Source organism: Leifsonia sp. P73 (assembly GCF_051059105.1).
Classification (GTDB): Bacteria; Actinomycetota; Actinomycetes; order Actinomycetales; family Microbacteriaceae; genus Leifsonia.
Genome location: NZ_CP194931.1, coordinates 3,682,894 through 3,707,132 on the forward strand (window position 1 = coordinate 3,682,894; position 24,239 = coordinate 3,707,132).

22 protein-coding genes and 3 pseudogenes are annotated in these 24,239 nt (G+C 71.1%); 12 read left to right on the plus strand and 13 right to left on the minus strand.

The window, feature by feature from the left end; translation table 11 throughout:
- The first annotated feature begins 101 nt into the window (after positions 1–101).
- Positions 102–506: an arsenate reductase ArsC gene (locus ACQ86L_RS18925; RefSeq protein ID WP_434316767.1), complete on the plus strand. Its 405-nt coding sequence runs from the start codon at positions 102–104 to the stop codon at positions 504–506.
- A 93-nt stretch (positions 507–599) separates the two neighbouring features.
- Here the strand turns inward: ACQ86L_RS18925 and ACQ86L_RS18930 are convergent.
- Positions 600–4,468 (minus strand): annotated as a pseudogene (locus ACQ86L_RS18930) (multifunctional oxoglutarate decarboxylase/oxoglutarate dehydrogenase thiamine pyrophosphate-binding subunit/dihydrolipoyllysine-residue succinyltransferase subunit).
- Positions 4,469–4,603: 135 nt separating this feature from the next.
- Here ACQ86L_RS18930 and ACQ86L_RS18935 point away from each other — a divergent pair.
- Complete coding sequence (locus ACQ86L_RS18935) at positions 4,604–6,043, plus strand: GuaB1 family IMP dehydrogenase-related protein (protein WP_345836686.1); 1,440 nt, start codon at positions 4,604–4,606, stop codon at positions 6,041–6,043.
- A 5-nt stretch (positions 6,044–6,048) separates the two neighbouring features.
- On the opposite strand, the gene ACQ86L_RS18940 is transcribed toward ACQ86L_RS18935, so the two are convergent.
- Positions 6,049–6,468, minus strand: a complete 420-nt coding sequence (locus ACQ86L_RS18940) for a hypothetical protein (RefSeq protein ID WP_434316768.1) — start codon at positions 6,466–6,468, stop codon at positions 6,049–6,051.
- Between the two features lie 202 nt (positions 6,469–6,670).
- Between ACQ86L_RS18940 and ACQ86L_RS18945 the strand changes: the two genes are divergently transcribed.
- From ACQ86L_RS18945 to ACQ86L_RS18955, 3 genes are all read left to right on the plus strand, one after another.
- Positions 6,671–8,002 (plus strand): hemolysin family protein, encoded by a 1,332-nt coding sequence (locus ACQ86L_RS18945; RefSeq protein ID WP_434316769.1) that lies wholly within the window; start codon positions 6,671–6,673, stop codon positions 8,000–8,002.
- The gene (locus tag ACQ86L_RS18950; protein ID WP_434316770.1) at positions 7,999–9,036 is read left to right on the plus strand and encodes a hemolysin family protein; all 1,038 of its coding nucleotides are present in this window, start codon (positions 7,999–8,001) and stop codon (positions 9,034–9,036) included. Before ACQ86L_RS18945 ends, ACQ86L_RS18950 begins: the two co-directional genes overlap by 4 nt.
- 72 nt (positions 9,037–9,108) lie before the next feature.
- Positions 9,109–9,495: a VOC family protein gene (locus ACQ86L_RS18955; RefSeq protein ID WP_434316771.1), complete on the plus strand. Its 387-nt coding sequence runs from the start codon at positions 9,109–9,111 to the stop codon at positions 9,493–9,495.
- 18 nt (positions 9,496–9,513) lie between these two features.
- Here the strand turns inward: ACQ86L_RS18955 and ACQ86L_RS18960 are convergent.
- Both ACQ86L_RS18960 and ACQ86L_RS18965 read right to left on the minus strand, forming a co-directional pair.
- Positions 9,514–10,598: pseudogene (locus tag ACQ86L_RS18960) on the minus strand (NADH:flavin oxidoreductase/NADH oxidase).
- Between the two features lie 8 nt (positions 10,599–10,606).
- Positions 10,607–11,224 carry an HAD family hydrolase gene (locus tag ACQ86L_RS18965; protein ID WP_345836680.1) on the minus strand — a complete coding sequence of 206 codons (618 nt, stop codon included), beginning with the start codon at positions 11,222–11,224 and terminating at the stop codon, positions 10,607–10,609.
- A 32-nt stretch (positions 11,225–11,256) separates the two neighbouring features.
- Here ACQ86L_RS18965 and ACQ86L_RS18970 point away from each other — a divergent pair, with 32 nt between their 5' ends.
- The 5 genes from ACQ86L_RS18970 to ACQ86L_RS18990 all read left to right on the plus strand — a co-directional run bounded on the left by ACQ86L_RS18970 (position 11,257) and on the right by ACQ86L_RS18990 (position 14,180).
- On the plus strand, positions 11,257–12,138 hold the full coding sequence (locus tag ACQ86L_RS18970) for an ADP-dependent NAD(P)H-hydrate dehydratase (RefSeq protein WP_434316772.1): 882 nt from the start codon (positions 11,257–11,259) through the stop codon (positions 12,136–12,138).
- A gap of 68 nt (positions 12,139–12,206) precedes the next feature.
- Complete coding sequence (locus ACQ86L_RS18975; RefSeq protein ID WP_434316773.1) at positions 12,207–13,076, plus strand: glycosyltransferase 87 family protein; 870 nt, start codon at positions 12,207–12,209, stop codon at positions 13,074–13,076.
- On the plus strand, positions 13,076–13,561 hold the full coding sequence (locus tag ACQ86L_RS18980; RefSeq protein WP_434316774.1) for a hypothetical protein: 486 nt from the start codon (positions 13,076–13,078) through the stop codon (positions 13,559–13,561). The genes ACQ86L_RS18975 and ACQ86L_RS18980 overlap by 1 nt, the downstream gene beginning before the upstream one ends.
- An 82-nt stretch (positions 13,562–13,643) precedes the next feature.
- Entirely contained in the window at positions 13,644–13,964 is a 321-nt protein-coding gene (locus ACQ86L_RS18985; RefSeq protein WP_434316775.1) for a thiamine-binding protein, read from the plus strand.
- Positions 13,965–14,180, plus strand: coding sequence for a hypothetical protein (locus ACQ86L_RS18990; RefSeq protein ID WP_434316776.1), 216 nt, complete (start codon positions 13,965–13,967; stop codon positions 14,178–14,180).
- 7 nt (positions 14,181–14,187) lie between these two features.
- Here the strand turns inward: ACQ86L_RS18990 and ACQ86L_RS18995 are convergent, their stop codons facing one another.
- The 6 genes from ACQ86L_RS18995 to metX all read right to left on the minus strand — a co-directional run bounded on the left by ACQ86L_RS18995 (position 14,188) and on the right by metX (position 19,977).
- Positions 14,188–15,468 carry an MFS transporter gene (locus ACQ86L_RS18995; protein ID WP_434316777.1) on the minus strand — a complete coding sequence of 427 codons (1,281 nt, stop codon included), beginning with the start codon at positions 15,466–15,468 and terminating at the stop codon, positions 14,188–14,190.
- A gap of 133 nt (positions 15,469–15,601) precedes the next feature.
- Positions 15,602–16,237 (minus strand): response regulator, encoded by a 636-nt coding sequence (locus tag ACQ86L_RS19000; RefSeq protein WP_434318926.1) that lies wholly within the window; start codon positions 16,235–16,237, stop codon positions 15,602–15,604.
- A gap of 67 nt (positions 16,238–16,304) precedes the next feature.
- The gene (locus ACQ86L_RS19005) at positions 16,305–16,877 is read right to left on the minus strand and encodes a hypothetical protein (protein WP_434316778.1); all 573 of its coding nucleotides are present in this window, start codon (positions 16,875–16,877) and stop codon (positions 16,305–16,307) included.
- Positions 16,874–17,593 (minus strand): hypothetical protein, encoded by a 720-nt coding sequence (locus ACQ86L_RS19010; protein WP_434316779.1) that lies wholly within the window; start codon positions 17,591–17,593, stop codon positions 16,874–16,876. The genes ACQ86L_RS19005 and ACQ86L_RS19010 overlap by 4 nt, the downstream gene beginning before the upstream one ends.
- Entirely contained in the window at positions 17,590–18,603 is a 1,014-nt protein-coding gene (locus tag ACQ86L_RS19015; protein WP_434316780.1) for a sensor histidine kinase, read from the minus strand. The genes ACQ86L_RS19010 and ACQ86L_RS19015 overlap by 4 nt, the downstream gene beginning before the upstream one ends.
- A gap of 168 nt (positions 18,604–18,771) precedes the next feature.
- The gene (gene metX / locus ACQ86L_RS19020) at positions 18,772–19,977 is read right to left on the minus strand and encodes a homoserine O-acetyltransferase MetX (RefSeq protein WP_434316781.1); all 1,206 of its coding nucleotides are present in this window, start codon (positions 19,975–19,977) and stop codon (positions 18,772–18,774) included.
- A 126-nt stretch (positions 19,978–20,103) separates the two neighbouring features.
- Here metX and ACQ86L_RS19025 point away from each other — a divergent pair, with 126 nt between their 5' ends.
- Complete coding sequence (locus ACQ86L_RS19025; protein WP_434316782.1) at positions 20,104–20,394, plus strand: hypothetical protein; 291 nt, start codon at positions 20,104–20,106, stop codon at positions 20,392–20,394.
- Positions 20,395–20,401: 7 nt separating this feature from the next.
- Here the strand turns inward: ACQ86L_RS19025 and ACQ86L_RS19030 are convergent, their stop codons facing one another.
- Both ACQ86L_RS19030 and ACQ86L_RS19035 read right to left on the minus strand, forming a co-directional pair.
- Positions 20,402–21,118, minus strand: coding sequence for a potassium channel family protein (locus tag ACQ86L_RS19030; protein WP_434316783.1), 717 nt, complete (start codon positions 21,116–21,118; stop codon positions 20,402–20,404).
- 10 nt (positions 21,119–21,128) lie between these two features.
- Positions 21,129–21,904: pseudogene (locus ACQ86L_RS19035) on the minus strand (SDR family oxidoreductase).
- A 131-nt stretch (positions 21,905–22,035) separates the two neighbouring features.
- Between ACQ86L_RS19035 and ACQ86L_RS19040 the strand changes: the two are divergent.
- Positions 22,036–23,358 carry a bifunctional o-acetylhomoserine/o-acetylserine sulfhydrylase gene (locus ACQ86L_RS19040; protein WP_434316784.1) on the plus strand — a complete coding sequence of 441 codons (1,323 nt, stop codon included), beginning with the start codon at positions 22,036–22,038 and terminating at the stop codon, positions 23,356–23,358.
- An 85-nt stretch (positions 23,359–23,443) separates the two neighbouring features.
- Here the strand turns inward: ACQ86L_RS19040 and ACQ86L_RS19045 are convergent, their stop codons facing one another.
- Complete coding sequence (locus ACQ86L_RS19045; RefSeq protein ID WP_434316785.1) at positions 23,444–24,235, minus strand: nucleotidyltransferase domain-containing protein; 792 nt, start codon at positions 24,233–24,235, stop codon at positions 23,444–23,446.
- Between the last annotated feature and the right edge of the window lie 4 nt (positions 24,236–24,239).

Here is a 24,239-nt window from a genome sequence, read left to right on the forward strand (position 1 = left end):
AATGCCAGCCGCTGCCGGACGGCTCCTGCCCGCCGGACTGCTGCTGACCGACCGGGCCGTCGCGGACGCGGCGGCCCACCACCCCGAACCTGGAGAACCGGATGACCGACACCACCCCCACCGTCCTCTTCGTCTGCGTCCACAACGCCGGCCGCTCGCAGATGGCCGCGGGCTACCTGAGCGCTCTCGGCGGCGACCGCGTGCGGGTGCTCTCGGCCGGCTCCGAGCCCGCCGATCGGCTCAACCCGATCGCCGTGCAGGCGATGGCCGAGGAGGGCATCGACATCGCCGGGAACACTCCGGCGATCCTCACCACCGACGCGGTGAAGGAGTCGGACGTCGTCATCACGATGGGCTGCGGCGACACCTGTCCGATCTTCCCCGGCAAGCGGTATGAGGACTGGGACCTGACCGATCCGGCCGGCCGGCCGATCGAAGAGGTGCGGCCGATCCGGGACGACATCAAGCAGCGCGTGGAAGCACTGGTCGCGGAGCTGCGCGGCTAACGGAGGAGATCCGGGCCGACGCGGCCTCGGAAAGCAGGAAACGGAGGAGCCGCGGCCCGAATCGGGCCGCGGCTCCTCCGTTGTCGACGGGTTCTAGAGCGTCAGTGCGCGCTGGATCAGCAGCGACTGCTCCTGCGCGTGGCGCTTCGCGGAGCCCGCGGCGGGCGACGCGGACGCGGGGCGCGAGATGACGCCGATCGGGCGCGGGCCCAGCTTGGAGGTCTCCAGGATGATGAACGGCCAGGCGCCCTGGTTCTCCGGCTCGTCCTGCGTCCACACCAGCTCGGCGTTCGGGTAGGAGTCCGCCACGGCCTTCAGCTCCTCGCCGGGGAGCGGGTAGAACTGCTCCACGCGCACCAGCGCGATCTCCGGGTTCGGGTTCTTCTCCAGCTCGTTCGCGAGGTCGTGGTAGAGCTTGCCCGCCATGAACAGCACGCGCTTGACCGCCGCCTTGTCGGTGATCCGCGCGTCGTCGATGACCGGCTCGAACTTGCCGTTCGTGAAGTCGGCGACATCGCTGGATGCGCCGCGCAGGCGCAGCATCGCCTTCGGCGTGAACACCACGAGCGGACGGCGCGGCCGGGCGTAGGCCTGGCGGCGCAGCAGGTGGAAGTACGACGCAGGGGTCGACGGGCGCGCGACGGTCATGTTGTTCTCGGCGCACAGCTGCAGGTAGCGCTCGATGCGGGCGCTGGAGTGATCCGGCCCCTGGCCCTCGTAGCCGTGCGGGAGGAGGAGCACGAGCGACGAGCGCTGGCCCCACTTCTGCTCGGCCGAGGTGATGAACTCGTCGATGATGATCTGGGCGCCGTTGGCGAAGTCGCCGAACTGGGCCTCCCAGAGCACGAGCGCGTCGGCCCGCTCGACCGAGTAGCCGTACTCGAAGCCCATCGCCGCGTACTCGCTCAGCAGCGAGTCGTAGATCCAGAACTTCGCCTGGTTGTCGCTGAGGTTCGCCAGCGGCAGCCACTCCTGGCCGTTCATGCGGTCGTGGAGGACGGCGTGGCGCTGCACGAACGTGCCGCGGCGCGAGTCCTGGCCGACGAGGCGCACCGGGGTGCCCTCCAGCAGCACGCTGCCGAGCGCCAGCAGCTCGCCGAAGCCCCAGTCGATGCCGCCGTTGCGGCTCATGTCGCTGCGCTTGTTGAGGAGCTGCTGCAGCTTCGGGTGCACGGTGAAGCCCGCGGGCGGGTTGTTGAACGCGTCGCCGATGAGCGAGATGACCTGCTCGCTGACAGCCGTGGTGTCCGGCTCGCCGACGTTGTCGTTCTCATCCTGCTGCGCGATCGGGTGCTCCAGGTCGGCCGTGGCCTCGCCCTGCGTGATGATCGGCACCGAGTTGGTCTGCGCGGCGTGCGTCTCCATGAAGGCGCGCTCGAGGCGGTCCTGGAAGTCGGCGTGCGCCGCCTGGTACTCCTCCTCGGTGATGTCGCCGCGGCCGACGAGGGCCTCGGTGTAGAGGCGGCGGACGGAGCGCTTGGCCTCGATGAGGTTGTACATCAGCGGCTGCGTCATCGAGGGGTCGTCGCCCTCGTTGTGACCGCGACGGCGGTAGACGATCAGGTCGACGACCACGTCGCGCTTGAACTCCTGGCGGTACTCGAACGCGAGCTGCGCGACGCGCACCACGGCCTCCGGGTCGTCGCCGTTCACGTGGAAGATCGGCGCCTGGATGGTCTTCGCCACGTCGGTCGAGTAGACCGACGTCCGACCTCGCCGGGAGGCGTGGTGAAGCCGACCTGGTTGTTGATGTTGACGTGGATGGTGCCGCCGGTGCGGTACGCCCGCAGCTGCGACATCTGCATCTGCTCGACCACGATGCCCTGGCCCGCCATCGCGGCGTCGCCGTGGACGAGGATCGGCAGGGTGAGGAAGGTGCCGGCGGGGCGGCGGTCCTGCTTGGCGCGGACGATGCCCTCCAGGACGCCGTCGACGGCCTCCAGGTGCGACGGGTTCGCGGCCAGGTAGACCGGGATCTCCGCGTCGTCGGCGCCCTTGAAGGTGCCCTCGGTGCCGAGGTGGTACTTGACGTCGCCGGAGCCCTGCACGGTGCGCGGGTCCTGCGTGCCCTCGAACTCGCGGAAGATCTGACCGTAGGTCTTGCCCGCGATGTTGGTGAGCACGTTGAGCCGGCCGCGGTGGGCCATGCCGATCGCCGCCTCGTCCATCCCGGCCTCGGCGGCACCCTGCAGGATGGTGTCCAGCAGCGCGATGGTGGACTCGCCGCCCTCCAGGCTGAACCGCTTCTGCCCGACGTACTTGGTCTGCAGGAAGGTCTCGAACGCCTCCGCCTCGTTGAGCTTGCCCATGATGCGCAGCTGCTCGTCGTGGGTCGGCTTCTCGTACGGGCGCTCCAGCTTGTCCTGGAACCACTTGCGCTGGGCCGGGTCCTGGATGTGCATGTACTCGACGCCGACAGTGCGGCAGTAGGAGTCGCGCAGCACGCCGAGGATGTCGCGCAGCTTCATCTTGCGCTTGTCGCCGCCGAACGCGCCGGTGACGAACTCGCGGTCGAGGTCCCAGAAGGTGAGGCCGTGGTTCTCGATCTCGAGGTCGGGGTGGCTGCGCTGGACGTACTCCAGCGGGTCGACGTCGGCCATGAGGTGGCCGCGCACCCGGTAGGAGTTGATCAGCTCCTGCACGCGGGCGGTCTTGTCGACGGCGCTGGCCAGGTCGACCGAGATGTCCGGGTTCCAGTGGATCGGGATGTAGGGGATGCGCAGCTCGGCGAAGATGTCCTCGTAGAAGCTGCGCTTGCCGATCAGCAGCTCGTGCACGATCTTCAGGAACTCGCCCGAGCCCGCGCCCTGGATGACCCGGTGGTCGTAGGTGCTGGTCAGCGTGATGGTCTTGCCGATCGCGAGGCCGGCGAGAGTCTTCTCGCTGGAGCCCTGGAACTCGGCCGGGTATTCGAGCGCGCCGGCGCCGATGATGGCGCCCTGGCCCTTCATCAGGCGCGGGACGGAGTGCACCGTGCCGATGCCGCCCGGGTTGGTCAGCGAGATGGTGGTGCCGGCGAAGTCGCCCGCGGTGAGCTTGTTGTTACGGGCCTTGGAGACGAGGTCCTCGTACGCGGCCAGGTATTCGCCGAAGGCCATCGTGTCGGCGCGCTTGATGCTCGGCACGAGCAGGGCACGGGTGCCGTCCGGCTTCGGCAGGTCGATCGCGATGCCGAGGTTGATGTGCGCCGGGGCGACGACGGAGGGCTTGCCGTCGACCTCCTCGTAGTAGACGTTCTGGCTCGGGAAGTCCTTGAGCGCCTGGATGAGCGCCCAGCCGATCAGGTGGGTGAACGACACCTTGCCGCCGCGGGCGCGCTTGAGGTGGTTGTTGATGACGATGCGGTTGTCGATCATCAGCTTGGCGGGGATGGTCCGCACGCTGGTCGCGGTCGGGACGGTGAGCGAGGCGTCCATGTTGGTGGCGAGCGACTTCGCCATGCCGCGCAGCGGGGTGACCTTGTCCTCCTCGGCCGCCTCCACGGTGGCGTTGGGGGAGGTGACCGGCGCGTCGGCGGGGACCGGCTGCGGCTTGGGCGCGATCGAGGTGGTGCGCGCCACCGGCTGGGCGCCGATGATCGGGATGGGGGTCGTGACCGGGCTGGGCTCGGACGACTCGGACGGACCGGAGGGCTGCTCAGGGGCGCCGGGCGCGGGTGCGGGCGCCGGGGGCTGCGCGGGAGGAGTCGGGACCGTCGGCTCGGTCGGCGTCGGGACGGTCGGCTCGGTGGGGGTGGGGACGCCCGGCTCGGCCGGCGTCGGGGCGGGCGTCTCGCTCGGGGTCGAGGCCTCGCCCTCCTTCGCGCTCGGCTTGTAGTTCTCCAGGATCGGCCACCAGGACTTGTCGACCGAGTTCCTGTCCCTGAGGAACTGTTCGTACAGCTCCTCGACGAGCCACTCGTTGGCTCCGAACTCGCCCGACGATCCGTCGTCGGTTCCTACTCCGGTCAATTGGCTCGACACAGCCGATCGCCCACTCTCTCCATTGATTTCGTTACGATCGGGCAGCCTTGGACCACCCGTTCCATCCGAGGTTCAAGCCTAATCCCATCCGCGACCGGGTGCGGGCGTTCGGCCCGGGAGGATACCGTTATTCTCATGCAGTTCTATGCGACGACTCCGCGGCACGACCTCACCTACTCGGACGTCTTCCTGGTCCCCTCGCGATCCAACGTGACGAGCCGTCTCGACGTGTCGCTCGCGCCGCAGGACGGGACGGGCGCGACCATCCCGATCGTGTCCGCGAACATGAACTCGGTGACCGGCAAGCGGCTGGCCGCCACGCTCGCCCGCCGCGGCGGTCTCGGCGTGCTCCCGCAGGACATGCACCTGCAGGACCTGGACGAGGCGATCCGCTGGGTCAAGGCGCAGCCGGTGGCGTTCGACACGCCGTACGAAGCGCGCCCCGAGGAGACCGTGGCCGACGTGCTGCGGCGCGTCCCTGCCGTCGAGGGGCACGGCGTGGTCGTGAGCGACGACGCCGGGAAGTACCTCGGCTGCCTCGCCGCCGTCCAGCTCGGGTCGGCGCTGGCGGACGCGCGGATCGGCGACCTCCTGCACGGCGCGCTCACCTCGCTGGACGCGGACGACCTCCCGGACGGCCGGGCCGCGTTCGACGTCATGGACGCCGCCGGCCTCGCCTTCGCGCCGGTGCTCTCGCACGGGCGGGTGGTCGGCACGCTGAGCCGCACGAGCGCGCTGCGCTCCACCATCTACACGCCGGCGCTCGACGCCCACGGCCGCCTGCGCGTGGCGGCGGCGGTCGGCATCAACGGCGACGTCGCGTCGAAGGCCAAGGCGCTGGCCGCGGCGGGCGTCGACGTGCTGGTGATCGACACGGCGCACGGCGACCAGGACGGCATGCGCCGCGCCATCCACACCGTCAAGAAGCTCGGGCTCGGCCTGCCGATCGTCGCGGGCAACGTGGTGACGGAGCAGGCCGTGCGCGACCTGGTCGCGGCGGGCGCGGACATCCTCAAGGTCGGCGTCGGTCCCGGCGCGATGTGCACCACGCGCATGATGACGGCTGTCGGCCGCCCGCAGTTCTCGGCCGTGCTGGAGACCAGCGCGACCGCGCGCGAGCTCGGCGCGCACGTCTGGGCGGACGGCGGGGTGCGGTACCCGCGCGACGTCGCGCTGGCGCTCGCCGCGGGCGGCGCGTCCGTGATGATCGGCTCCTGGTTCGCCGGCACCATCGAGGCGCCGGGGGCGATCGTGAGCGACGAGCGCGGCGCGCTCTACAAGGAGAGCTGGGGGATGGCCTCCACCAAGGCGGTCACCGGCCGGTTCGAGCGGCTCGACGCGTTCGACCGGGCGCGCAAGACGCTTTTCGCCGAGGGCATCTCCAGCTCGCGCATCTACCTCGACCCGCTGCGGCCGTCGGTCGAGGACCTGCTCGACATGATCACGACCGGCCTGCGCAGCTCGTTCACCTACGCCGGCGCCCGCACGCTGGCCGAGTTCCACGACCGCGCCCTCGTCGGCATCCAATCCGCCGCCGGCTACGAGGAGGGCAAGGCCCTCCCCGTCAGCTGGTAGCGCCCCTAGGAGCCGTTGCCGGAACCGGTGCCCGAACCGGTTCCGGAACCCGATTGGCCGCCGAAGCCGTTGCCGGACTGGCCGCCGAAGCCGCCGTTGCCGCCGAACTGGCGCGGGGTGAAGTTCTGGTTCGTGCCGAAGCCGCCGCGCGCTCCGCCGTCGACCGCGTGGGCGGTGAAATAGCCGGCGAAGAAGACGATGACGAGCACGGCGACGGCGCCGACCGCGAGGGCGCTGTTCTGCGCCCAGCTGGGCCAGCGGTGCAGGACGCTGCCGTGCGACTCCCTGGCCGGGGGCATGGAACCCTGCGGCACGGAGCCCTGCGGCGCGTAGTGCGGAGCGGGCGGCGCGTACTGCGGCGCCGGCTGGCCGTACTGCGGGTCCGGCTGCCAGGGCTGGCCGGGGTTCGGGGCTGTGGTGCTCATCGTGCGTTCCTCTCGGTGGACTTCTGCCGTGAGGATGCCGCCGCCCGCTCCGGACGCGCTATGGCGATCCGATGCGTCCGCTGGGAATCGCGCGGACCGTCCGACCCCCGGCATTTCGGCGGTCCGCGCCGCTATACTTCTCGGGAAATGGACGACCCTCCTTCTGCCAGCCCATTCCAACCGATGAGTCCGCCCGGGCGGGGTGGTCGCCGTGCTCTCTGAGTGGATCCTGCTGGGGGTCGGCCTCCTCCTGACCGTCGGCACCGGCCTCTTCGTCGCCAGCGAGTTCGCCCTGGTGAACCTCGACCGCGCCGACCTCGAAGCGCGGCGCGAGCGCGGCGAGTCGCGGCTGACGATGACGATCGCCGCCCTCAAGATCACCTCCACGCACCTCTCCAGCGCCCAGCTCGGCATCACGCTGACGACGCTGCTGACCGGTTACACGATGGAGCCCGCGATCAGCTCGCTGCTGCGCGACCCGCTCACCGCACTCGGCCTCCCGGACGGCGCGGTCGTGGTGATCGCGTCGGTGGTCGCGATCACGGTGGCGACGCTGCTGTCGATGATCCTCGGCGAGCTGGTGCCCAAGAACTTCGCTCTCGCGCTGCCGATCGCGACGGCCAAGCTGGTCATCCCCTTCCAGACCGTGTTCACGATGGTATTCCGCCCGTTCGTCTTCGTGCTCAACGGCACGGCCAACGGCTTCCTCCGGCTGCTCGGCATCGAGCCGAAGGAGGAGCTGTCGGCGGCCCGCACCGCGGACGAGCTGTCCTCCCTCGTGCGGCGGTCGGCGAGCGCCGGGGTGCTGGAGGCCGACACCGCCACGCTGCTGAGCCGCACGCTCGCGTTCTCGTCGCGCACCGCGTCCGACGTGATGACGCCGCGGCCCCGGGTGGAGGCCGTCAAGCGCACCGACCCGGCGCAGACCGTGATCGGGCTCGCCCGCCGCACCGGCTACTCGCGCTTCCCCGTCATGGACGAGGACGTGGACGACGTCGTCGGCTTCGTGCACGTCAAGCAGGCCGTCGCCGTCCCGCGCCAGCGCCGCGCGCGTGTGCCCGTCTCCGCCCTCCAGACCGAGGCGCTGCGCGTGCCGGAGACGATGACGCTCGACACCCTCCTCGGCGAGCTCCGCGGCCGCGGCTACCAGATGGCGGTCGTCGTGGACGAGTACGGCGGCACCTCGGGCATCGCGACGCTGGAGGACCTGGTCGAGGAGATCGTCGGCGAGGTCGCCGACGAGCACGACCGGACCCGGGCCGGCGTGGTCCGCGGCCGCGACTCCATCACCTTCCCCGGCATCCTGCGCCCGGACGAGCTGCGGGAGCAGGCGGGCGTGACCGTTCCGGAGGAGGGCCCGTACGAGACGGTCGCCGGCTACGTCATGAACGAGCTCGGCCGCCTCCCGAAGGTCGGCGACGAGGTCCTGATCGACGGCGGCACCCTGCGCGTCGAGCGGCTGGACGGGCGGAGGGTCGACCGGATCCGCTACACGCCCGACCCGGACGAGCCGTCGACGGGAGGTGCCGCATGAGCGACTGGGCCGGAATCGCCTGGCTGGTGGTGCTCCTCCTCGTGAACGCGTTCTTCGTCGGCGCCGAGTTCGCGGTCATCTCCGCTCGGCGCTCGCAGATCGAGCCACTGGCGGAGCGCGGCAAGCGCAGCGCCAAGACCGCGCTCTACGCGATGGAGCACGCGACCCTCATGCTCGCGACCACGCAGCTCGGCATCACCGTCTGCTCGCTGCTGATCCTGAACGTCTCCGAGCCGGCCATCCACCACCTGCTGGAGGCTCCGCTGCACGCGACGGGCTGGTCCGAGGACGTGATCGGCACGGTCGCGTTCATCATCGCGCTGGTGCTGGTGTCGTTCCTGCACGTGGTCTTCGGCGAGATGGTGCCGAAGAACATCTCGTTCTCGATGCCCGACCGGGCGGCGCTGCTGCTCGCGCCTCCGCTGGTCGGCATCGGACGCGCGGTGCGCCCGATCATCGTCGCGCTGAACGCGAGCGCGAACGCGGTGCTCCGGCTGTTCCGGGTGGAGCCGAAGGACGAGGCGGCCAGCACCTTCACGCTCGACGAGGTCGCCACGATCGTGAGCCAGTCGACGCGCGAGGGCCTGCTGACCGACCGGATCGGCGCGCTGACCGCGGCGTTCGAGTTCACCGAGAAGAAGGTGCGCGACGCGATGGTGAAGCCGGAGACGCTGGTCTCGCTGCCGCCCGCACCGACGCCCGCGGACGTGGAGAGGGCCGTCGCCAAGTACGGCTTCTCGCGCTACGTCGTGCCGGACGCCGACGGCGAGCCGACCGGCTACCTGCACCTGAAGGATGTGCTCGACCTGGAGGAGACCGGCTTCGACCTCCCGGTGCCCGTCAAGCGGATCCGCCGCCTGGTCACGGTGTTCATCGACTCCGACCTTGAGGACGCGCTGGAGAGCATGCGCCGCACCGGCAGCCACCTGGCGCGCGCGGTCGACGGCGAGGGCACGACCGCCGGCGTGGTGTTCCTGGAGGACATCATCGAGGAGCTCGTCGGCGAAGTGCAGGACGCCACGCGGCGGCTGTAGACCGTTCTGTTCAGGGGGCCAAAGCCGCCACCGGCGAGTAGCATGCGCGCGGAAAGAAGAGGAGAAATTCTCATGTTATCGTCGAGCAAGACCTACTCCGTCCTTCCTGCCTCGGACCTGGCGCGCGCCACGGCGTGGTTCCGCGACAAGCTCGAACTCGAACCGGAGGACACCAGCGAGCAGGGGGTCCGCTACCGCACGGGCGGGGACTCCTGGATCTACATCTACGAGACGTCCAACGCCGGCACCGCGCAGAACACCGCCATGTGCTGGCTGGTGGACGACATCGATGCCGAGATGGAGCACCTGCGCGGCAGGGGAGTGCAGTTCGCGGACTACGACTTCCCCGGCCTGAAGACCGAGAACGGCGTGGCGACGGACGACACCGGCAAGTCGGCCTGGTTCCAGGACAGCGAGGGCAACTACCTCTGCCTGACCCAGCCGCTGACTCCGATGTAGCCGGGGCGATGCGACGCCTCAGTCGCGCCAGACCGCCCGCAGGTACTGCGGCGGCCAGTAGTCGATCCTGACGCCGAGCTCGTGAGCGGCCCGCAACGGGAAGTGCGGGTCGCGCAGGAGTTCGCGCGCCAGCATGACCGCGTCGGCGCTGCCGCCCTCCACGATGTCGGCCGCCTGCTGCGGCGTCGTGATGAGGCCGACCGCGCTGACGTCCACCTCGGCCGAGCTGCGCACGTGCTCGGCGAACGGCACCTGGTAGCCGGGCTGCAGCGGGATGCGCACGCCGGTCTGGATGCCGCCGGAGGAGATGTCGAAGAAGTCGGCGCCGGCCTCCTGCGCCCAGCCGGCGACCGTCGCGGTCTGCTGCTCGTCCCAGCCGCCCGGCGTCCAGTCGCTGCCGGAGAACCGCACGAACAGCGGGAGGTCGTCGCCGATCTCCTCGCGCACCGCGGCGACGACGCGCAGCAGCAGCCGCGCGCGGTTCTCCAGCGAGCCGCCGTACTCGTCGGTGCGGTGGTTGGCGATGGGGAGAGGAACTCGTGCAGGAGGTAGCCGTGCGCGGCGTGCAGCTCCAGGATGCGGAAGCCGACGTCGACCGCCCGCCTGGCGGCTGCGCGGAAGTCGGCGACGATCGTGTCGATGCCGGCGAGGTCGAGCTCCTGCGGCACGGCCAGGTCGCCGAACGCGATCGGGGAGGGCGCGACGGCGCTCCAGCCGCCCTCCTCGGCCGGGACAGAGCCGTGCCGGTCCTCGAAGCCCCAGGCCGGCCAGCTCGACGCCTTGCGGCCCGCGTGCGCGAGCTGGATGGCGGGCACCGCGCCCTGCGACGCGACGAACTCGACGATCGGCCGCCAGGCCTCCGCCTGCTCGCCGGACCAGATGCCGGTGTCGCGCGGCGAGATGCGGCCCTCCGGGGAGACGGCCGTCGCCTCCGTGAAGACGATCCCGCTGCCTCCCGTCGCGAGCGAGCCCAGGTGGACGAGCTGCCAGGTCTGCGGCACCCCCGAGTGGTCGAGCACCGAGTACTGGCACATCGGGGAGGTCCAGATGCGGTTGCGGACCGTCACGCCGCGCAGGGTCAGCGGATCGAAGAGCGAAGTCATACTCGTTACTAAGCCGCGAGAGTCTGCAGATATGCCCGGAGGTCGTCCGCCGACGTGTAGACGTGCCCGGCGATCCCGAGCGCGCGGGCGCCCTCGACGTTCTCGGGCTTGTTGTCGATGAACACGGTATGCGCGGGCGTCACGCCGAGCTCGGCCATGACGTGCTCGAAGATCTCGGCGCTCGGCTTGACCGTGCCCAGCTCGCCGCTGACGAACACCTGCTCGAACAGGTCGCCGAGCGTGCCGTGCCGGAAGTAGGAGCCGAAGTCGCGGCCCGCGTTCGAGAGCAGCGCCAGGCGGGTACCGCCGGCCTTGAGGTCGAGCAGCACCTGGAGCGTGTCGTGGTCGATGGTGAGCCAGCTCCGGAAGTCCGCGAGCCACAGCCGGTGGATCGTCGCGTCCTCCCAGCTCTCGCCGAGCTCCCGCTCGATGCCGCGCCAGTACTGCTGGATCGACAGCGTGCCCTGGTCGAGTGCGTTGCGGTGCCGCCAGTACGCCGGCCAGAACTGCTCGGCGTCGCCGCCGGCGATCCCCACGAGCGCGGTGCGGTCCGCCTCGCTCGGAGTGACAGAGATGACCTCGCCGTAGTCGAAGACGACCACCGTTCCGGGGATGGAGATGCTCACATTCTCAACCTATCGTGGGCGGAGGAGGTTCGATGGAGGAGATGACGGTCCCGTCCGAGCTGGCGGTGGGGACGGCCTGGAGCGGGGAGCTCGCCCGCGGCTGGATCGCCGTGCCCACCGAGTCCGACGACAAGTACACGCGCGGGGTGCTGGGGATGGTCACCGGCTCCGCGCGCTATCCCGGCGCCGCCGTGCTCGGGGCCGAGGCGGCCGCCCGCACCGGCGTGGGGATGATCCGGTACCTCGGCCCCGAGCACGCCGCCCACGAGGTGCTGCGCCGCCGGCCCGAGGTCGTCTCGGCGCCCGGGCGCGTGCAGGCCTGGCTCCTCGGCTCCGGGATGGACGCCGACGACCGCGACGACGACGACCTCCGCCGGCTCCGCGAGGCGCTCGACGACGGCACCCCGCTGGTGATCGACGCCGGCGCGCTCGACCTGGTGATGCGGGGGCGCGGGCCGGTCGTGATCACCCCGCACTACCGCGAGCTGTCGAAGGCGCTCGCCGCGGCGGCCGACGACGCCGCTCCGACGCCGGAGCCCGACGAGATCAGCCGGGACCCGGGAGGCTGGGCCGAGCGTGCGGCCTCCGCGCTCGGTGTGACGGTGCTGCTGAAAGGCCACACCACCCACATCGCCACCCCCGACGGCTCCCGTGTCGCCGTGACCGCCGGGCCGCCATGGCTCGCGACCGCCGGCAGCGGCGACGTGCTCGGCGGCATCCTCGGCGCGCTCGTCGCGACACACGCCGACGCCGTCCGGGAGCGCGGGCACGAGGCGCTCGCGGCGCTCGCGGCAACCGCCGCCTGGGTCCACGGCCGCGCGGGCGAGGCCGCCTCGCAGGGCGGCCCCGTGGCGGCGCTCGACGTGGCGGAGGCCGTGCCTGCGGTGCTGCGGGCGCTGCTCGCGCGAAGCTGAGCGACCTCGCACACTGGCGGGCCTCCGCGGGCGGCGCCACCGATACCGGTCCCATAAGATGAGGCGCTATGGGGATAGACGCCGCGGGGATGGACGCCGCTCCGCTACCGGTTCCTGCGCCGCACGGGGGTTCGGACGCGTCGACTCTGCGCCGGGTCGCGGCCAGCCCGCTGAGCCTGTGGATCGGCTTCCTCGTCGTCCACCTCGTCATCGGCGGCCTCGGGCTGCTGCAGCACACGGGCTTCGGCGACGTCTTCTGGGTCTACAAGCCGTGGGCGCAGCTCGCCGCACAGGGCACCGAGATCGTCGGCCTCAACGCCGACTGGGTGTACCCGTTCGGCGCGATCGTGCCGATCATGCTGCCGCTGCTGTTCGGCGAGGACAACTACCTCGGCGGCTGGCTGACGATGGTCATGCTGCTGAACGCCGCCGCGTTCGCCGTCCTCATCGTCGGACGTGAGCCGCGCCGTCTGGTCGCCGCCTGGTGGTGGCTGGGCTTCCTGCTGCTCCTCGGCCCGATCGCGGTCGGCCGCCTCGACGCCGTCTCCGGCTCGCTCGCGATCGTCGGGCTGCTCTGGCTGACCTTCCACGAGCGCGCCGCGGTCGTGGTGCTGACCATCGCCACGTGGATCAAGGTGTGGCCGGCCGCCATCATCGTCGCCGCCGTGATCGCGATGAAGACGCGGTGGCGGATCGTGGTGACCGGAGCCGTGACCAGCCTGATCATCGCGGCCGTTCCGCTGATCTTCGGCGGCGGAATGCACGTGCTCAGCTTCATCACGGCGCAGACCGACCGCGGCATCCAGATCGAGGCGCCGGTCGCGACCTTCTGGATGTGGCAGGCAGCGTTCCACGTCCCCGACGCCGTCGTCTACTACGACCGGGACCTGCTCACCTTCCAGGTGACGGGCCAGGGGACGGTGCAGGCGGCTCCCTGATGAACCCGATGCTCGCGCTCACCGTGCTGGTCGTCGCGCTCATCGGCATCCGCTCGCTCCGGCGCGGGACGCCCTACACGCGCATCCTCCCCGAGCTGTCGCTGGCGCTCGTGACGGCCTTCATCGCGTTCAACAAGGTGGGCTCGCCGCAGTACATCGTCTGGCTCGCCGCCCCGGTCGTGATCGGGCTGGTGTACCAGGGCCGCGGGTTCAAGACGCCGGCCATCCTGGTGCTGACCACGGCGGCGCTCACCCAGGTCATCTATCCGTACCTGTACGACGGCCTGCTCGTGCCGCTGCCGGCGATGGTCGCGGTGCTCACGGCGCGCAACCTGATGTACTTCGCCGTCCTCGGCTGGACCATCGGCGCGCTCTGGCGCAAGCGGCACAGGGACGAGGCGTCGGGCGACCTGCTGCCCGCGCACGCGTGGCCGTTCCGCGCGGCGCCCGACGCGCACCCGGTACCGGTGAGCGAGGCGCCCTAACCGCACCGGCGTCTGCTCGCCCTCCTAGACTGGTCCGGGCGCCGGACCTACCATCCCGGTGCACGAGAGTAAGGAGGGGCTCATGCTGGTCGCATTCTCGGTTGCTCCGAGCGGGGGAGAGGCGCCGGACGCCTCGGTGCACGACGCGGTCGCGGCCGCGGTCCGGATCGTCCGCGAGTCGGGCCTCCCGAACCGCACGAACTCGATGTTCACCGAGCTCGAAGGCGAGTGGGACGAGGTCTTCGACGTGATCCGCCGCGCGACGGAGGCCGTGGGCGCCTACGGCACGCGCGTCTCGCTGGTGCTGAAGGCCGACATCCGCCCCGGTTACCGCGGCGAGCTCGACGGCAAGGTCGAGCGGCTGGAGGCCGCGCTGCGGCGGGACGAGGCGGCGGGCGAGTAGGTGGACCCGAACCCGTTCCTCACGATCGGCTACTTCGTGCTGCTCTACGGGTGGCCGATCTACCTGCCGGTGCTCGTGCTCATCGCGGGCACCCTCACCGGCGCCGTCGTCGTCGCGATCGTCGGCGCCGTCCGGTCCGGCCTCCGTCGGCCGGAGCGGGCCGAGGAGGGCGTGGACGTGGACGTGGCGGAGTTCTTCGAGGACGGGGCGCGCTAGCCGCCGGTCAGTCGATCGGCACCGGGTCGGGGCGCTGGGCGTGGACGACGCCGGTGTCCACCCCGCGCCGCTCCCGCGAGTGGTCGATCCCGAACGAGACCAGCGCGAGCACGATGCCCGCGACCGCGAGGATCGCGCCGACGACGATCGGCGACAGGTAGCCGAAGCCGGCCGCGATGGTCAGACCGCCGAGGAAGGCGCCGGAGGCGTTCGCGATGTTGAGCGCCGAGTGGTTCAGCGCCGCCGCGATCGACTGGCTGTCGTGGGCGACGTCCATCAGGCGGGTCTGGATCATCGGCGACAGCGCGGAGGCGGCCAAAGCGACGACGAAGACCGAGATCAGGAGGCCGGCCAGGCTCCACGCGGTGAGGAACAGCGCCGCCAGCCCGGCGAGCATGACCCCGAAGAACGCCAGCATCCCGCGTTCGACGCTGCGGTCGGCCATCCGGCCGCCGAGGAGGTTGCCGACGGTCATCCCGACGCCGATCAGGATCAGCACCAGCGGGACAGCCGACGCCGGGAGCCCGGTGACCGTCGTGACCATCGGCGCCACGTACGTGTAGACCGCGAAGAAGCCGCCGAAGCCGATCGCGCCGATGAGCAGCGCCAGCCAGACCTGGAGGCGGGTGAAGGCCCTCAGCTCGTTGCGCAGCGTGGCCCGCGGGTCGCCCGCCTGCCACGGCACGAGGAGGGCGACGGCGGCGAAGGTGAGGGCGAAGATCGCGGCGACCACGATGTAGGCGACGCGCCAGCCATGCTGCTGCCCGATCCAGGTGATGAACGGGACGCCGATGACGTTCGCGATGGTGAGCCCGGAGAGCACGAACGCGACGCCCTGGCCGCGCTTGCCCGGCCCCATCAGCGACGCGGCGACCAGAGAGGCGATGCCGAAGTACGCGCCGTGCGGCAGCGCGGAGAGGAACCGCGCGACCAGCACCAGCTGGAAGGTCGGGGCGAGCGCCGACGCGATGGTGCCGACCGTGAAGGCGACGAGCAGCCAGAGCAGCAGCTTCTTGCGCGGCCACCGTGCGGCGACCGCGGCGATGGTCGGCGCCCCGACGACGACGCCGAGCGCGTAGGCCGAGATGATCCAGCCGGCCTGCGCGTTCGCGGCCGTCGGGGAGGCCGCGTAGAGTTGGGGCAGGAGGTCGTGGGCGATGTTCGGCAGCAGGCCCATCGCGACGAATTCGGTCGAGCCGATGCCGAAGCCGCCGAGGGCGAGCGCGAGGAGCGCAAGACGAGTACGGGCCGGCGACGACGTCGTCGGCCCGTCGATAACCGGGTTCACCGTGACAGTCTATCGAATCGTTTCGAGTGTGACGTTTCAATCACGTTACGACAAAACGAACTGACAGAACACGCCGCCTGCGCGTGGCGCGAGACGGCGTGTCCTGTCAGGTGGTTTGCGCGGGCTCAGCGCGTCAGTCGTTCTGGAGGAGGATGCCGTCCTGGATGGCGCGCTTGCGGAGGGCGACCTTCGTGCCGACGTCGTATCCGGCCACGCGGTACTTCTCACGGATGCGCTTGAGGTAGCTCTTCGCGGTCTCGTCCGAGATGCCGAGCTGGAAGGCCACGGCCTTCACCGGCTCGCCCGCGCCGTACAGCGCCATCACGCGGCGCTCCTGCGCGCTCAGCTTGGGCGCGCCGCCCAGCTCGCCCGCGTTGAGCGCGAGGTCGAGCTCGGCGGAGATGAAGGACTCGCCCTTGCTCGCGGCGCGGATGGCCTCCACGATCATCTCGGCGTCCTCGCTCTTGACGAGGTAGCCGAGGGCGCCGGCGGCCAGCGCCTCCCGCACGACGGCCGGCTCGGAATACGTGCTCATCAGCACAGTGCGCACACCCGTCGTCTTCAGCGTCGACAGCTTCAGCGAGATCGGGATGTTGTCCTTGAGGTCGAGGTCGAGCAGCACGACGTCCACCGGGAACTCCGGGTGCGTCAGCAGCTCCGGCCAGCTCGCGACGGCCGCCACCATGCTGATGTCGTCCGCCGCGCCGCGGATCCACTCGGTGAGTGCGCCGAGGAGCATCTTGTGATCGTCGACGATGGCGATCCTGATGGGGGAGTCTCGCTCATGAGCAGCCCTTTCTTCCGGTGTGACCGGTCTTCCTGGTTGGCCGGCTGGGTCAGGTCAGCTCGGCCGTCGTGTCGCTCACGGTGGTGATCTCGATCCGCAACGCCGAGTCGCTGAACGACTCGGCGTGACGCCCCACCTTACGGATAGCTTGCCACGCCGCAGGGTCTACCCCGTTTCGCGGCACACCGGTGGTCGTGATCACGATGCCCATTGTGGCACCGGTGGCCACGGCCGACCCCGCGGCGACCTGTGGCCCGGCGGCGCGCTCGATGTCGAGGGAGAGGCTGCGGGTCTGTCCGGCGCCGGAGCGCACCGGGTCGCTGATGATCAGCCAGACCGCGGTGAGGAGGCCGTCGCGCTGATCACGGGTGAGGCCGGCGGCGAGGCCGTCCGGGTCGCTGAGCGTGACCGTCGGGCCGAGCAGAGCGGACTCCGTGACCGCGTGGTAGAGCCAGGTCTCCTTGCGGCCCTGGATCAGGTGCAGGCGCAGCTCGGTGGCGATCGAGGCCGCCTGGTCCGCGGTCGCCTCGTCGAGCGGGAGGGCGGTGCGGCCGGTCGCGACGCCGTCGAGCAGCCGCTCGGCCGCGAGGTCGAGCCGGGCGAGTTCCTCCGAGGCCATCATCCCGACCGCGTACCCGGGGAGGACACCGTGCTCTGCGCCTGCACGAGGTCCAGCTCCAGCTGGACCAGGGTGCTGAGCGAACGGACGATCTCGACGCCGACGAGGGGAGGGGCGACGGCGATCGCGACGGTCGCGATCCCGGGCCCGAGCATCTGGATGTCGTGGAACGACCGCAGCAGCAGGACGACGGCGAGCACCACCCCGAGCACCGCCGTCGAGACGAGGATGTCGCGTGCCGGCCGCACCGGCACGCACAGCAGCAGCGCCGGCCCGACCGAGGCCGCGGCGGTGAGGGGGAGCCAGTCCGTCGGGGACACGGTGCCGAGGACGTCGAGCACCACGACCGCCGCCCACAGCACCAGCGCGACGCCGAACAGCCAGTCCGGGAGCACGTCGGGCAGCCGGAAGCGAAGGACGAGCGCGGTCACCAGGGTGACGATCAGGACGCCCCACGCGGCGACGCTGAACGGCAGGGCCGGATAATACGGCGCCGTGATGACCATGATCGCGAACAGGAACGCGATCAGCGCGAGGGAGGCGACGTTGAAGCCGAGGTCGAGCCTGGCGCGCCCGAGGGCGTCGCGCTCCTGCCGGCCGCGCGGGAGCGACGCCGCCCCCAGCTTGGCGGTGCCGGAAGTGCCGGGCTTCGGCGCGCCGGGCACGCGGCCGCCCAAGAGCCCGCGGGAGATCGGGATGGTGCGATCGTTCCTGGTCACTTCGGCACCTCCAGCACCACGGTGGTCCCGCTGCCCGGCGACGAGAACAGCCGGGCATTGCCGCCGACGTCGCGCAGCCGGGCGACGATCGACTCGGTGAAGCCGAGCCTGCCCTCCTCGATGCTCGCGACGTCGAAGCCCTTGCCCGCGTCGGTGACCATCGCGCGCACGGTTGTCTCGTCGTCGGTGATGGTCACGTGCGCCTCGAGGACCCCGGAGTGCCTGCGCACGTTCTCCAGGCACTCGCCGAGCGCCAGCAGGAACGAGTCGAGCACGTCGCTGGGCAGCAGCACCTGGCCGGCGCCGTGCCAGTTGACCTCCAGCCCCATCCGGCGGAAGCGCTGCTTGACCGACTCCAGGGTGTTGCCGAGGGTGGACTCCTCCACGGGCTTCAGCCGGTAGTCGCCCGACCGCGACGGGTCGGGGGTGAAGCCGAGCCGGAGCTGGCGGAGCAGGGCGGCGTCCTCCGCGGCCTGCTCGCGCAGCGCGCTGACGCCCACCCCGACGCCGGAGTGGGCCAGCAGGGTGAGCGTGGCGAGCACCGTGTCGTGCAGCAGGCGAGCGCCCTGGCGGCGGCGCGCCTCCGTCTCGCTGGCCTGGCGCTCCACCCGGTAGGCGCGGCTCATGGTGGAGATGCGCTTCAGGCTCCGCGGCACCGCCCGCGACAGCCAGATGCCGGTCGCGGTCAGGGCGACCCAGCCGGCCGCGATGAAGATCAGGATCTCGACGAGCCGCGACCCGGTGGCCAGCAGCGTGGTCACCGTGGCGCCGATGGTCGCGGCGCCGGCCACCGCGGCCAGCAGCGTGCGGGCGCGGGATGTCGGCCCGACCACCGAGACGCTGGCGATGCCGACCGCGCCGACGACGCCGATCGTGGTGACGGCGGACGGACCGAGCTGGGCGTGCGGGAGCAGGTGCAGGAGGATCAGCCCGAGTCCCGCGACCACGGTCACGCACACCCAGACCGTGAGACGGTTGAGGGCGACGAGCTGGAACTGGGCGACGGCCATGCAGGCCAGCAGGACGAGCGACGCGAAGTAGAGGGGAGCGGGATCGTGCCGGGCACGCTCAGGGTGAGCAGCGTCGTCGCCGTGGCGGTGAGGCCGACGGTGCGGGCGGTGGTGGCGAGCAGCCGATCACGCTCCTTCTGGATGCGCGACATGCCCCTCCGTTCCCCTCTACGCCGCGAACAGCCTCCTGAGCTGCTCGCTGACCGCGTCGTCCTCGATCAGGAATCCGTCGTGACCGAAGTCGGAGCGGATCACCACCGGCAGCCTACCGTCGATCGTCTCCGGGAGGTGGGAGGCGATAAGCTCCTGTCCCTCCAGCGGGAAGAGCCGGTCGCTGTCGATCCCGACCACCAGGGTGCGCGCCGTCACGCGTGAGAGCGCGGCCGCGAGTCCGCCGCGACCGCGGCCGACGTCGTGAGAATTCATCGCCTCGACCAGCGTCAGATAGCTGTTGGCGTCGAAACGCCGGGTGAATTTGTTGCCGTGGAAGTCGAGGTACGACTCCACCGCGAACCGGCCGCCGCCGCCGAGCGGGCTGATCCCGCTCTGCCAGGCGCGCTCGAACCGCTCGTTCAGCTCGGACGGGCTGCGGTAGTTGAGCAGCGCCATCCGGCGCGCGAGCGCGAGGCCGCGGTGCGGGCCCTCGCCGTCCTTCTCGTCGTAGTAGTAGCCGCCGTGGAACAGCGGGTCGGTGCGCACCGCCTCGATCTGCACCGAGTTGAGCGCGATCTGGTCGGCGGTGGAGAACGGGGGTGCGGCGATGACCGCCAGCCGCTCGACGCGCTCGGGGAACGTCACGGCCCACTCCAACGCCTGCATCCCGCCCATCGAACCGCCGACGACCGCGGCCCAGCGGGCGACGCCGATGGCGTCGGCGAACGCGGCCTGCGCGTTCACCTGGTCGCGGATGGTCGTGAACGGGAAGCGCGGCCCCCACTCCGCGCCGTCCGGCGCGATCGAAGCGGGGCCGGTGGTGCCCTGGCAGCCGCCCAGCATGTTCGGGACGACGACGAACCAGCGGTCGGTGTCGATCGCCTTGCGGGGGCCGATGATGCCCTGCCACCAGCCCGGCGTCGAATGGCCGGGACCGGCGGCGCCGACCGCGTGGCTGTCCCCGGTCAGAGCGTGCAGCACGAGCACGGCGTTGTCGCGCGCCTCGGACAGCTCGCCCCAGGTCTCGTATGCGACCCGGACGAACGGGACGCTCTCGCCGCTCTCGAACGCGAACGCGCCGATCCCGGCGAACGACCGCGATCCGGCCGGGTCGGACTCCTTCCACGCGCCGCTCGCCGCGGGCTTGCCGAGCAGCGACCGCGCCTGAGCCTCCGTGATGAAGCTCGAGGGTGCCGTGTCCGCCGAGGTCTGCCACTCCATGCGCCCATTCTCGCCGAGCGCGGGAGTGCGCGGTGCTGTGTTACGCCGCGGTGGCGGCGCGGCCTCCCGCGATCTCTGGCCACTATGTCAGATGCGGAATGTAGCGCGGCAGACAAGGGGGAGTCCGTGCTCGTCTTCATCGCCATCGGCGCCGCCGGGCTCGTCGTCCTGCTCGTCTCGATGCTCTTCGGCGAGCTTTTCGACCTCCTCGACGGCGCGCTGTCGGGGACCGGCCTCGGCGCCGGGCTCACCCTGTTCGGCGCCTCGGGGGTGCTCGCGCTCGCCAACGGCTGGTCGGTCGCCGCCGCCTACCTGATCGCCGCCGGGATCGACCTCGGCGCAGTGCTGGGATCGCTGACCGGCGCAGCGCCGGCGGGAGGCGGCTCGGGGGACGAGCCCGCGTCCATCGAACGCTGAGCCGACGTCAGTCGTCGTCGCGGCGGTGCGGGTCGGGGTCCTCCACGGGCCTCGGCCCGTCCGCCCTCTCGTGCTCCCGCGCCCGGCGTTCCCTGGCCTGCTGGGTCTGGTCGTTCAGGTAGTTGACGATCGTGGCGCTCGCGGTGCCGACGATCGCGACGCCGCCGATCATCAGCACGATCGCCAGCAGGCGTCCCGCCACCGTGACCGGGTAGTAGTCGCCGTAGCCGACGGTCGCCATCGTCACGCACGCCCACCAGAGCGAGTCGCCGAAGGAGTGGATGTTGGACCCGGGGGCGTAGCGCTCGACCTGGTACTCGGCGAGCGAGATGACGTAGATGAACATCAGCACGAAGGTGCCCGCGATGATGATGATGCGCCGGCGCAGATGGCTCCCGCTCCCGCCGCGCAGGCTCGGGATGCGGAACAGATCGCCGATCAGCCGGAACGGCCGCGCGACCGGGATCAGCACCGACAGCAGGTCCACGACGTTGTGCCGGACGAACCGGCGTTTGTCCTCCGCGAGGTGGAAGCGCACGACGTAGTCCACGAGGAACCCCACCCAGATCAGGGCGAGGAGCGAGATGAGCGTCCCGTAGAGCAGCCGCCCCATGTCCGGCTGCAGGACCGTCCACGAGTAGGCGACGAGGAAGACGACGCTCGCGACGACGCCCGGCCACACCGTGGCCGTCTCCCAGCGCCTGCGCTTCGCGTCGTCCGCCATGATCGTCCCGTCAGCCCTTGACCTTCAGCTCGCCTTTGGCGAAGCGGTAGGAGGCCGCCTGCGCCACCGGCTTCACCACGATCAGGTCGAGGTCCACGTGCCGCGGCAGTTCGAGCGCGTGCACGATCGTCTCGGCGACGTCCTCGGCGGTCAGCGGCTCCGGCACGTCCTCGTAGACGGCGTCGCGGCGGGCCCGGTCGCCGTCGAAGCGGACCAGCGAGAACTCCTCGGTCGCGACCATGCCCGGGGCGACCTCCACCACGCGGATGGGCTCGCCGTTCAGCTCCAGCCGCAGCACCTCGGTGAGGGCGTGCTCCGCGAACTTGGCCGCGTTGTACCCGCCGCCGCCGACGTAGGCGTTGAGGCCCGCGATCGAGGTGAGGTTGAGGATGTCGGCGTGCCCGGTCTGGCGCGCGCCGTCTCGCAGCAGGGGAGCAGCGCGCTGATCACGCGCTTGGTGCCGATGACGTTGATCTCGTACATCCAGACCCAGTCGTCGACGCTGGAGGCCTCCACCGAGTCGAGCCCCTTGGCGCCGCCGGCGTTGTTGACCAGGGCGTGGATGGGGCCGGTCGCGGCGAGGTGGTCGCGCAGCGCGTCCACGTCCTCCTGGCGGGTCAGGTCGGCGGCGAACACCTCGGCGCCGGTCTCCGCCGCGAGCTGGTCCAGGCGCTCCTGCCGGCGGGCGACGCCGACGACCTCCCAGCCCCGCTCGCGGAACAGGCGGACTGTCGCCGCACCGATCCCCGAACTCGCTCCCGTCACGACCACACGTCTGCTGCTCATGCTGCCTATTCTCACGGGTTACGGCATGTTTCGGGCACGTTGCCCACGCGCGGCCGCGAGTCTAGCGTGTGAGCGACCACCGAACGGTGCCACCCACCCGCAGGACATCACCCGAACAAGGAGCTCAAGCCATGACCGACGCCGCCGACTGGCAGTTCGAGACCAAGCAGATCCACAGCGGCGCCGCGCCGGACCCCGTGACCAACGCGCGCGCGACCCCGATCTACCAGACGACCTCCTACGTCTTCAACAACGCGCAGCACGCCAAGAACCTGTTCGCGCTCGCCGAGTTCGGCAACATCTACACCCGCATCCAGAACCCGACCCAGGCGGTCGTGGAGGAGCGCGTCGCGGCGCTCGAAGGGGGCACCGGCGCCCTCCTCGTCGCGTCGGGCCAGGCGGCGGAGACCTTCGCGGTGCTGAACATCGCGCAGGCCGGCGACCACATCGTGTCGTCCTCCTCGATCTACGGCGGCACCTACAACCTGTTCAAGTACACGCTCGCCAAGCTCGGCATCGAGACGACGTTCGTGGAGAACCAGGACGACGCCGAGGAGTGGCGCCGCGCGGTCCGCCCGAACACCAAGCTGTTCTTCGCGGAGACCATCGGCAATCCGAAGATCAACATCCTCGACATCGAGCTCGTCGCCGAGGTGGCGCACGAGTCCGGCGTCCCGCTGATCGTGGACAACACGATCGCGACCCCGTACCTGATCCGCCCGTTCGAGCACGGCGCCGACATCATCGTGCACTCGGCCACCAAGTTCCTCGGCGGCCACGGCACGGTCATCGGCGGTGTCGTCGTGGACGGCGGCAGCTTCGAGTGGTCGAAGAACGCCGAGAAGTTCCCCGGCCTGACCCAGCCGGACCCGTCGTACCACGGCGCCGTCTACACGGCAGCGGTCGGCGACGGCCTGGCCTACATCATCAAGGCCCGCGTCCAGCTCCTCCGCGACCTCGGCTCGGCGATCGCGCCGGCGAGCGCGTGGCAGCTCATCCAGGGCATCGAGACGCTCTCGCTGCGTGTCGAGCGGCACACCCAGAACGCGCAGGAGATCGCGGAGTTCCTGGAGGCCCACCCCGATGTCGCCTCGGTCAACTACTCCGGCCTCCCGACGAGCCCGTGGTACGCCGCAGCCAACCGGTACGCCCCGAAGGGCGTCGGCGCCGTGCTGTCGTTCGAGCTCAAGGGCGGCGTGGACGCGGGCGCGGCCCTCGTCGACAGCCTGAAGCTGTTCAGCCACCTCGCCAACATCGGCGACGTGCGCAGCCTCGTCATCCACCCGGCCTCGACCACGCACTCCCAGCTCACCCCGGAGCAGCAGCTCACCGCGGGAGTGACCCCGGGCCTGGTGCGCCTCTCCGTCGGCCTGGAGAACATCGACGACCTGAAGGCCGACCTGTCGGCCGGCCTCGCCGCCGCCCGAGCGGTAGCCGACGCCGCCCGCGTCTAACCCCGGGAACCCCTGACGCCGAGGGGCACGTTGTTGTCACTTTTCCGCCCGAAAAGTGACAACGACGTGCCCCTCGGTCGTCTGCTCAAGCGCGGGCGAGGGCGACGCACTGGCGCAGGAGGGCGATGGCCTCCCGGGCGTCGGCGGTGATGAAGGTCTGCCGGTCGCCGGCGCGGTCGCGGATGGCGCGGTCCAGCAGGTCCGCGTGCTCTGGCCAGCGCGCGGCGGCGCTGCGGGCGGCGTCTGTCTTCGACACGATGCGGCCGGACTCCATGGTCTCCACCAGCCGGATCGGGCCGAGGGCGAGCCAGCGGACCGTCTCCGAGCGCACCGGATCGCCCGGCTCGCGGTCGGCGAGCTCGCCCTCGGCGCTGTCGCCGACCGGCCCCCAGAAGTCGATGAGGTCGCTGCGCGAGCGGGCGCCCACCCGTGACGCCGTGTCCGGGTGGCGGTCGGCGGTCGGCGTCCAGATCACGTCGCCGCCGTCCACGACGCCCTGCACGCCGTCCTCCAGCTCCAGCCAGGTCGCCCAGTTCAGCTGGCCGCCGGCGAGGGCGCTGACGAGCACGCCCTCCACCACCTGCGGCGCGGTCTCCACCTGGTCCGGGCCGCGGGCGATCTCCGACTCGGTGAGGTAGACGCCGTCGATGTGCGGGGACGACGCCGCGTGCAGGGGCGCCAGCACCGGGAGGTCGTCGACCGGGTCGCGCGTGACGACGAACACCACGTCGATGTCGCTCATCCCGTCGTACCAGTCGCCGGTCGCGGCGGAGCCGGTCACGACCGCGCGGCTGACCAGGCCGGGCGCCAGGCGGCGCTGTTCGAGCAGGAACACGGTGAGTGCCTCGCCGACCTGCGGCGGTAGTTGAGTGTCCATGATC